The sequence below is a fragment of the Pseudomonas lactucae genome, assembly GCF_016937615.1.
GTDB classification, from domain to species: domain Bacteria; phylum Pseudomonadota; class Gammaproteobacteria; order Pseudomonadales; family Pseudomonadaceae; genus Aquipseudomonas; species Aquipseudomonas lactucae.
The window spans coordinates 26099-37727 of sequence record NZ_JAFHKI010000167.1; the positions used below are offsets into that span (position 1 = coordinate 26099).

Annotated in this window: 10 protein-coding genes; 6 read left to right on the top strand and 4 right to left on the bottom strand. The window is 55.6% G+C overall.

The annotated features are described in order from the left end of the window. Positions 1-45 precede the first annotated feature (45 nt). From JWR98_RS25825 to JWR98_RS25835, 3 genes are all read left to right on the top strand, one after another. Entirely contained in the window at positions 46-1995 is a 1950-nt protein-coding gene (locus JWR98_RS25825) for a flavin monoamine oxidase family protein (RefSeq protein ID WP_078732506.1), read from the top strand. A 109-nt stretch (positions 1996-2104) separates the two neighbouring features. Then, entirely contained in the window at positions 2105-2992 is an 888-nt protein-coding gene (locus JWR98_RS25830) for a nitrilase family protein (RefSeq protein WP_205491556.1), read from the top strand. 15 nt (positions 2993-3007) lie between these two features. Further along, a complete protein-coding gene (locus tag JWR98_RS25835) occupies positions 3008-4177 on the top strand; it encodes a hypothetical protein (protein WP_179119907.1) in 1170 nt (389 codons plus the stop codon). A 26-nt stretch (positions 4178-4203) separates the two neighbouring features. Here the strand turns inward: JWR98_RS25835 and JWR98_RS25840 are convergent, their stop codons facing one another. Beyond that, positions 4204-4455: a hypothetical protein gene (locus JWR98_RS25840; RefSeq protein WP_205491558.1), complete on the bottom strand. Its 252-nt coding sequence runs from the start codon at positions 4453-4455 to the stop codon at positions 4204-4206. 237 nt (positions 4456-4692) lie between these two features. Here JWR98_RS25840 and JWR98_RS25845 point away from each other — a divergent pair, with 237 nt between their 5' ends. Beyond that, positions 4693-6189 (top strand): PAS domain S-box protein, encoded by a 1497-nt coding sequence (locus JWR98_RS25845; protein WP_205491560.1) that lies wholly within the window; start codon positions 4693-4695, stop codon positions 6187-6189. 101 nt (positions 6190-6290) lie between these two features. Next, positions 6291-6563, top strand: coding sequence for a DUF1652 domain-containing protein (locus tag JWR98_RS25850; RefSeq protein WP_078732501.1), 273 nt, complete (start codon positions 6291-6293; stop codon positions 6561-6563). On the opposite strand, the gene JWR98_RS25855 is transcribed toward JWR98_RS25850, so the two are convergent. The 3 genes from JWR98_RS25855 to JWR98_RS25865 all read right to left on the bottom strand — a co-directional run bounded on the left by JWR98_RS25855 (position 6526) and on the right by JWR98_RS25865 (position 9056). After that, positions 6526-7719: an MFS transporter gene (locus tag JWR98_RS25855; RefSeq protein ID WP_205491562.1), complete on the bottom strand. Its 1194-nt coding sequence runs from the start codon at positions 7717-7719 to the stop codon at positions 6526-6528. The two genes, JWR98_RS25850 and JWR98_RS25855, sit on opposite strands and share 38 nt — an antisense overlap. Before the next feature lie 77 nt (positions 7720-7796). Then, entirely contained in the window at positions 7797-8105 is a 309-nt protein-coding gene (locus tag JWR98_RS25860) for an RcnB family protein (protein ID WP_205491564.1), read from the bottom strand. Between the two features lie 60 nt (positions 8106-8165). Beyond that, the gene (locus JWR98_RS25865; RefSeq protein ID WP_205491566.1) at positions 8166-9056 is read right to left on the bottom strand and encodes a terpene synthase family protein; all 891 of its coding nucleotides are present in this window, start codon (positions 9054-9056) and stop codon (positions 8166-8168) included. 336 nt (positions 9057-9392) lie between these two features. Here JWR98_RS25865 and JWR98_RS25870 point away from each other — a divergent pair, with 336 nt between their 5' ends. Continuing rightward, positions 9393-11555 carry a WG repeat-containing protein gene (locus JWR98_RS25870; RefSeq protein ID WP_205491568.1) on the top strand — a complete coding sequence of 721 codons (2163 nt, stop codon included), beginning with the start codon at positions 9393-9395 and terminating at the stop codon, positions 11553-11555. Positions 11556-11629 lie beyond the last annotated feature (74 nt).

An 11629-nucleotide genomic window follows, 5' to 3' on the forward strand; every position in this document is an offset into this window, starting at 1 on the left:
AGTTCAATCTATAAAGAGATCATCATCTTTACCGAGGAATATAAAATGACCATAGGCTCCAACTTCAACTACCCTGCTGATATTGCACAACAGCTGCATAGAAAAAAGCGCTCTACCAGTAATAAATGGCGAGCCGCATTCCCCAACCCACCGGACTTATGCTTTGACTACCGCGAACTGGTGGAGCAAATAAATGGCGTTGCCAAAGCCACTGACCCCCATCATAAAATTTGCATTATTGGAGCAGGCATTACAGGATTGACAACCGCACGCGAACTTTATAGATGTGGCTTCACAAACATTACTTTACTTGAAAAATCGAAACGCGTAGGCGGCCGTCACCTTACGGCCCTCGGGCACAACAACACCAACACTATAGGCAGGCCTCCTTTTGAAATGGGCGCAATGAGAATGCCATTTTTCAACACATCAAACGAACCACCCAAAAACGGTAGATCATTGATGGCCTATTATGCGACACAATTTGAATTAAGCCATTCAGACTTTCCAAATCCCGGCAGCCCCGCAGTTCGATCAACTGGAATATACCTGCGAGAAGGAAGCATTGACGATAACAGTGAACCGACCATGCTTGTGTGGAAAAACGCCGATGGAAAAACGGCACCTCCCGGGCAGACATTGGGTAAAGTCTTTTCAAAATGGAAAACTTTTGCCGAGCGTATGACCCTGAGCGTCGCCGAGCATTACGGTTCCGGACATTGGGAAGACATGTGGGCATCCATAGTAAAAAAATACGAACGTATATCCTTCCGTGACTTAGTCAAGATGCCAAGCATTGATAGATGGAGCCAAAATGATCCTGGAAACTTTGGTGGAATGGGTATGACTGCGCAGGAGTCTGCCGTCTTCTACTCTATCGGTATTGGAGATGGCAGTTGGGGAGCCTTCTACGACGTTTGCTCTCTGTATCCGCTGCGCACTGCAATATTCGGATTCAGCAGTCATTTGCAGTTAATTCACGGACGCGTTGATGCGCACGGAAACCCTATGCCTTCACCGTACTTAAACGCTAAAAAAGTTTTGGATTCAAGAGGACTTAGCTTCAACAAACCTAACTACGTAGGCCTTGGATCCCTAGCCGAATCGCTGCTCTTTATAAAAGCAGAGGAAACGCCTCTGTCATTGTACGAGCACCTTGTTAAAAGCCGCTCAGGTCTACTGACTGATAGCGCAGCAACAAAACTGGAAAGGCTCAACAATGGAAAAATTCGCGTCTATTATGAGTGGAATACCACATCAAACGGCGCAACAAATCTAGAATTCATAGACTGCGATTCGGTTGTAATGACGCTGCCCTCTTGGTTAATAGAAACCCAAATATCAATTGAGAATTTCAGTCAGGACGTCCTCCCATTCAAAATCATAGAAGCCTACAAGACAGCCCATTGGGAAACGAGCTGCAAAGTCTACGCACCTCTAAAAAAGTCATTTCTGTCAAACAATAAAAACATTCCTCAAACCATCGTAACCGATAGTTTGATCCATGACGTATACACCTACCGCTATAATGCTTATACCACCTACGATTGCATTCTCCTCAGCTACACTTGGGAAGATGACGCCACCAAACTTTCTTTATTCAGCGATGCGGAGCTTGTTAAGAAATGCGTCGACGAACTTGATAGAATACTTTTGAAGTCAACCAATATAAAAGAAAAAATTTCACCCTATATCGCGCAGAAACAGGCAATTGTTCAGCGATGGATGAATGATAAAAACTCACTTGGCTGCGCGAAGCTCTATCGAGCAGGCACTTATTACGACGCGGTGAGCCTAATGAAATACAACCGAGATTACTCTCATACTTCAGGACTCTATCTCTGTGGCGAATCTTTTTCCGTTGATGCGGGCTGGACTGAACCGTGCTTCAGAGGGGCCATTGATACAGTGATAAATATATGCAGTAAGACCCGCGCCATTTTCAACGGCGGTTTTACGATGCGGGACTACCCTGAGTATCAGACTGACGTCTAAGAGAAGCAGACTACAAAACGATAGGAAACATCCGACTTTTCATTAAACACTTTGTCACTTCTTATAAACATTCAACCACCGCGCTGAATAATGATAAGAGGTCACTTCCATGAGCGAATCAATAAGTCCCGTCCGCGTAGCTGTCATTCAACTCGACCCCCAAGTGGGCATGAACAAACGGACCGATAATCTGCATCAAAGCCTTGCGCTTGCGACCGAAGCCGCAATCGGCGGCGCCAACCTGATTGTGTTGCCTGAACTGGCGAACTGCGGCTATTTCTTCATTAACCGACAAGAGGCCTTCGATCATGCCGAAGCGGTTCCGGAGGGTGCCAGCGTAAGAGCTTGGGTGGATTTTGCTTGCAAGCATAAGGTGTATCTGGTGGCTGGCCTCAACGAGATCGATGGTCAGCAACTATTCAATACCGCCGTCTTGTTAGGACCAGAAGGGTTTATAGGAAAATACCGAAAAGCCCATTTATGGAATATGGAAAAGCTCTGGTTTACTCCTGGTGATACGGGATTTCCGGTGTTTGAAACGCCGATTGGACGCATCGGTTTACTGATCTGCTGGGACATCTGGTTCCCGGAAGTGCCGCGCATTCTTAGCCAACAAGGCGCCGATATTATTTGTAGCCTGAACAATTGGGTGTGGACCCCACCGCCATTGTTCGATGAGGCGGGAAAATGCATGGCCTCGTACCTGACGATGACCGCCGCCCATGTAAATAATGTGTTTATTGCCGCTGCCAGCCGCATTGGTGAGGAACGTGACGCGCGCTATCTCGGTTGTTCTTTGATTGCCGGGACGAATGGTTGGCCGATCGGTGCAGTGGCTTCAGCCAATCGCCAGGAGATACTGTTTGCCGATATCGATATCACCAGTGCTCGCAGCGCGCCGATATGGAACAGCCTGAACGACCTACAACGTGACCGACGCAACGACCTTTACGATCAGATGCTCGGATATTCCCGGCACCCTGCCCTACCGCGCTGAACGGAGGGCAAATAAATGGAAACGTCAGTCTGCAAAACAGTATCTGTCCGTTCACGAGCGGATATCACAGTCCTCATCTCAGGCTTGATAAGCGTCTTACTCGTGATTTGGGTTTCAACCAACTATGGAGGTTCTTGGCCGGGGTACAGCGAGATGGTGACAAGCCTTCCCGATCCCGCCGCTTGGCTGCGCTGGGTACTGGGAGACATCAGCGAAGTGGCTTTCTACAAACACGAACTCGCCTCCCTAGGCCTGCTATCCGGCGCCTATTTGGCTTGGTGGGCAAGCAAACGAGGAAAAGCCTGGCAAGGCTTTCCCATTTCCTACGGCACAGGGCTGTGGCCTTGGCTTATAACCAGCTCGCTGTTAGGGCTGATACTGAGCAACTTGCTGTGGGGCTGGAGCGTCACCGCTGAAACCTGGCAACCGACATTCGCGGCGTTCGTTTCACTACCGGCGGCGATGGTATTGATGTTCGGTGGCGGTTGGAAGGTTGCATTCAATGGTGCGGTACTGGGAGCACTGCTTGTTACCCCAATCTGCTTATTGATCGTCAATTACGTTTGCGCACCGCTGGGGTTGCCAGTAGTTATCGGCAATGTATCGGGTATGGCAATCGGGAGTGTCATTGCGTTTTTGCTTTGCCGGCGTTTACCCGTTTTGGTGCGTTGCGACTACATCACACCGACCAAACCTATACCCGCTCAACCACCTGCCTACAATCTGTTATGGAGCATACGGCGCGTGCTAGCGGACTTTTCAGAAGCACCGTTCTTCGGTAATGAACTGGCAAGTCTAGGTTTATTGGCGGGAGTGTTGCTGGCATATGTACTGAACCCCTTGAGCCCAGGCTATGGTTCAGGCCTCATCCTGCCTCTGGTCGGAGCACAAGCGCTGACGTCAGCGATAGGCGTGGTGATCTGGCGACAACAATGGATCAAACGTGGCTGGTATCCTACTTATGTGCCTCTAGTCTCCGTCGTACCCGCTGCGGTGTTGACCTACGGCGGGAGTTGGGCGGTGGTAGGCGCAAGCGCATTGCTCGGTGCACTGATCGCACCGCCGTTAGCGTGCACCCTCGCCGGGCGCTTACCAGCACACATCCATCCGTACGTCGGCAATGTAATTTCAATGGCTCTGAGCACGCTGATTATCGTGCCGCTGGTGGGTCGGTTAGCCACATAGTGATGGCTGGCTTTGTAGTAGCTGGTCTAAGGACCAAGCTCAGCCAGCAAGGTCCCGCCACCCTGCAGCAGCCCTAACACCTGCACCACATCATTGACGGCGCCCACAATGCCCAGGTCTTCTGGGCTGGCGGCGCCGTCGACCACCGTCTTCAGGGCCTTCAAGAACGCAACTCTGCCCCAATCGACCCTGTCGGACTTGCTCAACTTTGGCGAGATACGCTGCAACGCTGCCGTTATTTGTCTTGTCAGGTAATCGTTAAACTCAGGCTTGTTCACGGTCAGCTTCCTTCTTCAATCGTGGTCGGACAGCAACAGCCTACGAATCCCACAACGCCTTGCCTACTGTCAGAGCTCAAAGGTCTATACCAGTCAGGACGTCGGCACGAAGGGCTAGCCCTGACTCAAATGCACGCTCTAATCGGGTGCATTCATACTTCTCCCAAGCGCATTTTCTTTGCACTATCCAGCCCCTCGGCTGTCCGAGTTTGCATGCGTTTTTTCCAGGGAGACACCATGAGCCAGGACGTCCTTGCCAAAGAAACCAACCGTCGCCAACTGCAGCAGATCATCTCCGGGCTGTCCGATGGGGTGATTCTGGCCGAGGTCGACCAGACCATTCTCTGGGCCAACGAAGCCGCGCTGGCCATGCATGGGGTGGGTGACGTGATGGGCCTGGGCGCCAGCGGGCAACAGTATGTCGAGCGTTTCGCCCTGCGCTACCGCAATAACCATCCCGTGCAACCGGACAATTACCCGTTGGCCCGCGCAGCGGCGGGTGACGAATTCAGCGACGTGGTAGTGGAAGTCACCCCCACCGCCGACCCGGACAAAACCTGGGTGCACCGCCTGCGCAGCCTGGTGATCAATGATTCTCGCGGTGAGCCGGAGTTGCTGGTGCTGATTCTCAGCGACGCCACCGAGTGGGCCAGCGCCGAGCAGCGCTTCGAAAAAACCTTCAACGCCAACCCGGCGCCCGCGGTGATCTGCCGTTTGAGCGACCTGCGTTACATCAAGGTGAACCAGGGCTTTTTGGAGATGACCGGCTACAACCGCGACCAGGTCATCGGTAAATCGGTGTATGAACTGGATGTACTCGAACAGGCCGAGCGCAAAGACCTGGCCATCCAGCGCCTGGGCGAAGGCTCGACCATCCCGCAGATGCAGGCCGAATTGCGCCTGCCCGAAGGCGGCAGCAAACTGGTGGTGGTCGCGGGCCAGCCGCTGGACATGAACGAAGAGGACTGCATGCTGTTTTCGTTCATGGACCTGGAGCCGCGACGCAAGGCGGAGATTGCCCTGCGCCAGAGCGAGGAGCGTTTCGCCAAGTCGTTCCGCCTCACACCGGTGCCGACCCTGGTGTGCAACGCCGCCAACCGCCAGGTGGTGGACGTCAACGAAGCATTCATGAGCATTACCGGCTATATCAGCGAAGAACTGATCGGCAAATCCATCGAGGACATCGACTTTATCGACAACGCCGATTGCGCGGCGCAGTTGTTCGCCACCCTCGAAAAAGCCGGCAACCTCGACGGCCAGGACCTCAAAGTGCGCAAGAAAGGCAACGAGGTGATCGATTGCGTGGTGTCCGCCGACACCGTGATCATCCAGGACGTACCGTGCTACCTGCTGGTGCTGATGAATATTACCGAGCGCAAGCGTTCGGAACTGGAGCTGGTCGCGGCCATCGAGGAAGTGATGCAGGACGCCTCGTGGTTCAGCCAGACCCTGATCGAAAAACTGGCCAACGCCAAGAGCGTGAACAGCCCCAACCTGCCCAACATCAGCTACACCGACCTCACCGCCCGCGAGCGTGACGTACTGGGCCTGATCTGCGAAGGACTGGCCGACAAGGAAATCGCCTCACGCCTGAAGCTGGCCCCCAACACCGTGCGTAACCATGTGGCCACGGTGTACTCCAAGCTGGGGGTGCACAGCCGCAGCGCGGCAATCGTCTGGGCCCGTGAACGCGGGCTGTTTGCCGGGGAGTTACGGGTAAAAAAACAGCGCTGACAGTGCAAATGCACTAGTAGGCCTAGTGCTAATTCGCCTTATGGTGCCCGCGGCCAATCAATAACCTTTAACGCATAAACCTATGCCTTGAAGGAAGCCGCATGTTTACCCTCGCTCAACTGCGAAATAGCATCGAAGAAGGCTTGTCGCCCCTGACCTGCGAATTCACCCTGTGCCGGGATGCGTCCTTGACCCTCAAGGTCTACGACGCCGAAACCGGCCGGGTGGACCTGGTGGTCACAGGGATCAGCACCAACCGGCTGCAGACCCCGCAGGAAGTGGAAAAGATGGTCGAAGAGCTGCGCTACGAACTGCACAGCAACAACGTGGGCAAACTCACGCTTGAGGATTGGCCTTCAACGACGCCCCGATGAAATAGAACACCCCGCCGCCGATGATAAATGCGCCCAGCATGTAGAACATGTAGTGCGCCGGCAGGCTGGCCAGCACCAAGCCACACAACACCGGCCCCAGCGCGGCGCCGAGGTTGGACAGGTTCTGCGCCCCGTAGTACATGCCCCGCAGGTGATCCGGGGCGATCCGGTCGATAAACATGTATTCGGCCGGGAATACGATAATCTCCCCGACGGTAAACACCGCCATTGCCACCACCCACCACAGCACGCTGGTGGACAGCGCAAAGCCGATCAACCCCAACATGAACATACTCAAACCGGCGATCAGCCACTGGCTCAGGTAGCGGTGCGAGATGCGCCGGCCAATCAGGTATTGCAACGCGATCACCAGCACGGCATTGGTGGTGAGCACGGCGCTGATCACGGTGTAGGTGTATTCGGCGGTGGTGGTCGTCACCAGGTACTGCGACAGGTAAGCGGTGAACTGACCGAACACCACTGCGCTGAGCAGGCCGCCGAGGGTGAAGCACACCAGACGATGGTCCTTGAGTAGCACGCGGCCCACCGCCAGGAATGACACAGGTTTTTGTGCGACATCCACGCGGGTCAATGTGCGGTCGCCCCAACGCCAGTACAGCAGGAAAAACCCCGCCCCCAACAGTGCCGACAGCATAAATGGCAGGCTGATATCCAGCTTGGCCACCATCGCCCCGAAAAACGGCCCCACGGCATAGCCGATATTGGTCAGGGTGTACTTGATAGAGAAGACTTCGCTGCGTGCTTCTTCGGGCAACAGGCTGGCAAAACCGGCCTTTATTGCGATATCGATGACCGCATAGGCCAGGTTGATCAGGATGAGGCAGCTGTAGAACGCCCAGATATTCTGCGCCAGCAACGTGCCGATAAACCCCAGCACAAACAGCACGCTCATCCCCAGGAGCAGGCGGTAACTGTTGATACGATCGACCAGGAAGCCGCCATAGACACTCAGCAACGAGCCGACAATCAGCGAGCTGCCGATCACCAGGCCAACCTGGCTGATGTCGAGGGCAAAGTGGCTGGTGAGGTAGATCACCAGGTACGGAAACGTGATCGCCTTGGCCAGCGTCAGCAGCAACGTGGCACTCAGCAACAGGTTTACGGTGCGGGGGTAATTTCTGAGGGTGGCAAGCATCCTGCTCTCATTCTTCCAAAGGTAACGCGACCATTGCGGCCGGTTACCTTAACGCAAGGACAGGAAAAAAAGGAGGGTCACTTTTTGGCGGGCGTGATCTCCAGAATGGTGCCGTTGGTGGTTTTGAGCAGCACGTATTTATCGCCCACGCGCGTCCATTGGCTTTCGTCTTCCGGCTGTTTGAGGCCGCGTTTTTTCCAGTCGCTGATGGCCGACTCCTTACGCATCAGGATATCCGGGGCGCGGTCGCCTTCTTTAAGATCACGGGCATTGATGTTCGAAGGCTGCACGGTTTCCTGGGGGGTATCACCGGCCAGTACCACAAAACTGGCGGTGCTCAGGCTGGCAGCGACTAAAACGCAGGCAAGCAGGGATTTGGACGTCATTGGGTACTCCTTCAATGAATGGCACGTACCCAGGTTCCGACCGCGGGCGCGCGCAATCATTCAGCCCATGAAATCAGCCTGGTATCGCGCACTGTGCTTGTGCCACTCCAGGTTCCCCGCCACCCATGCCTTGAGCCCCGTGAGATAGCGTCGCAGCAGCGGGGTTGCGTCCGTCAGCAGCGCACGCTCCACTGTTTCGTACTCATGCATCACGTCGTCATGGATATCGGCAATCCTGTCGATCGCTTCCTGAAGCGAGCACTGGTGTTGTGCCGCCAGCAAATACGGCAGTTTGAACGTGCCGACCTCGTTCAGATGCTCCTTGTAGGCCGAGTACAAATCGTTGACCAGGGTGGTCGCAAGGGACGCCAGGGCCGTGACACGGTGCACCTGCGGCTGCGAATACAGATTGGCCGGGACTTCATAACCGCCGACAGGATCGATCAAGACCAAGCACGGCCAGAAACTGTTGATATGCCGACTGGCCAGGTACTCGGCGACGGTCGGCCGGGTACCACACACACGCCAGGCTCCCTCAGCGGCCATCGCCACGAACATCGCGATACTTATTTGGCGCACCCTGGCAACTTGAGACGGCGTGCAAAACTGGCTGACGCGCTGCATGTATGCGTGCAGGCCAACCAGCACCGGATCAAGGTTAAGCTGGATCTGCAACTGAGTGTCGAAAGGCGCAGGCAGGTAAGCCGGGTCCATGGCAGCAATGGCGAAGGATAACCGCGGGGCGACTTGGCGCGGATCGCAACCCAGCGAGCGGTCATCGCAATAATGGTCATCGACGGCAAACAACGCCGCAAGGCATTGGCCTTGTAGCAGCAGCCGATCAGGATCGTCGGTATCCACATGGCACAACATGGCGTAGCGACCGAAATCCGAGGCACGAATTTTGTCCCATTTGCCGGGAAAGATGCCGATGCGCTCGATCCACTCCATTAATCGCTCATTCACCTCGAGACCCAATGCGTCGTCTATGCGCACGGGAGGGGGGCAATGAAGCGCCCGCACGGTAAAGGGCGGGATGACCGACGACGAATCAGCAGAGCACTCATACATAGCAATATGCCTTTATCTTTGCGACTGGGCAGTACTGCTGACCCGACTGCGTGGAGGATGTGTATGAAAGCTAGTGAACAACCTCGCGCTTTGCCATGACGCGAATAGAACAATTGGCTCTACTTGGGCCTGCGCTAACAAACTGTATACAACCAGACCGCCCGCGCCCGTTGACCTGCTAACCTTGCGCCAGCCCTATTCTCGAGTCTGACAATAATGAAAACCGCCCTGACCCGAACCAAACTCCTTGCCAGCGCCCTGGTGGTGATCGCCGTCATCGGCAGCGCGGCCTATTACCTGTTTGACCGTCACGTCGTCACGGGCTTGGTCAGCGGCACCGAATACAGCGAAGACCAGCTCAATGAAGGCGCAGTGGACGACCTCCACAGCCTGACACTGGCGCAAGCGAAAAAACGCCTGAACTACCTGGAAATGGACGCGCGCGACAGCATCAACCAGATCGCAATGATCGAAAGCATGCGCCTGGAAATTTCACCGGTAGCCAACCCCGACCAGCCGACCGGCGAGAAAAAACAGCTGCGCTATGACGAGCCCTTTGTGCCCTTCCCCGCTGCCGAGCTGAAAACGGCGCTGGAAGAGCTCGCACGGAAAACCCCGGCGTTCGAGCAGTTCTTTTTCGACAACCAGTCGGGACTGAAACTGGACGTTGAACCGATCCGCGAGGTCCTCAAGCGTGGCGCCCTGCACGACCAGCGCGAGCAGGAACGTTACGCCGTACAAACCGTGTATTTTCGCGACGGGACGCAACAGGCATTTGCCGACGTTGGGCTCGAAAACGTCGAAGAACAGGACTCGTCCAAGGCCGAGCTCAAGGTCAACAAGCCGGTGGAGCGCGTCAGCGTCGCCCTCACCTACCCGAGCTACCCCGACTTCAAGAAAATCGTGCTGGACCCCAAGCATCCGAAAGTCACCGGCGACAACGGTGAGGTCTACCAACTGACCGCCCTGGCGGACGATCGCGCCTCGCTGCTGTTGGTCACGCCAAAGGACAAAACCTACGTGGTCGAGGGCCTCGACGCCGACGGCAAGACCCTCTACAGCGGCGGCAACAGCAGCAATTCCCCGCCGACCGCCGAGCAAAAGGCCAACCTGCGCGCGTACTACGACGAACTGCTGCGCATGCAGGACAATTTCTCCCGCTACACCACCAGCGCCGCGCTGCAGGAACACCTGGAGCAGTTCATCAACGGCCTGCCGGACAGCGCCAGCGCCAGCGCCCTGACCAACGTGCAAGCCACCTACCAGTTCGAAGACACCCCGGCGAGCATCGTCATCTACCAGCTGGACCCCACCCAGCCGCAAACCCTGACGCTGGAGATGCACAACAGCGTGCCGCCCCAGGCGCGCTATATCGCTTACGACAACGCCACGAAAAAAAGTGGCTTTATCGACAGCAACGGCCAATGGGTGGTCAAGCCGCGCTTTGAACGCATCGAGTACAGCCCGATGCCCGGCGTATTCAACATGCAGGTGGGCAAGACACCGCAGAAAGATGGCTGGAGCCAGTTGCTGTTCAAGTACTTTGCGTTCGTGCCCGGGGGGCATACGTTGAAGGAGTTGCCGTTCGAGATCATCGAAAAGCCGATCAACGATGACCTGATGATCGTCGAACGCGAAACCAACGGACCGTACGGCGTATACGATGTGAAAAAGCAGCAAGTGGTGGTGCCGATGAAGTACGTCAATGCTCAGGTGGTCGGCGACCTGTTCATTGCCCGGCCTGGGCTGAAGACCTACGGCGGCGACTCGTCCTATGGTGTATGGAACCTGGCTGGCAAGGAACTGCTGGCGCCACGCTTTTCCAACATCGACGTCGTCAGTGACTACCTCTACACCACCTCGGCTGACGGGGGGCAAACAGACGTCTATACCCTGCAACTGCAAAAGCTCAATCCACCCGGCAGCACGACCATCGGCGCTTTTATCCAGGGCCAGCCGCAACTGGTGCAAGACCGCAAAAGCCGCAAATACAGCTTTATCACCCCCGAAGGCAAACCCTTGCCCATCAGCTTGCCCTATGACGAAGTCGAGCCGTTCTCCAATGGCATGGCCGTGGTCAAAAAAGGTGAACGCTACGGCGCGCTCGACCTGACCGGCAAACTGCGCGTGCCCCTGAAGTACACCCGTCTCAACCCGTTCCAGAAAAACCTCGCCTCGGCGGAAATGGACGGTTTCAGAGGCTTGGTGCTGATCGACAAAAACAACACCCTGGTGAAAAAACTCGGCTCGTACACCACCTACAGCCTGCCCACCAACAGCAACGACGCGACGTACAGCATCTGGGACGCGAAAGACGAAAACCGGGTGAATGTGTTCAATGCCGACGGAGTGCAGGTGGACAGCTACCAACGCGAGTAACCGCCGTCGTGGCGAGGGAGCTTGCTCCCGCTGCTGCGCAGCAGCCCCAAAAAGCCCCACCGTCAATCAACCTG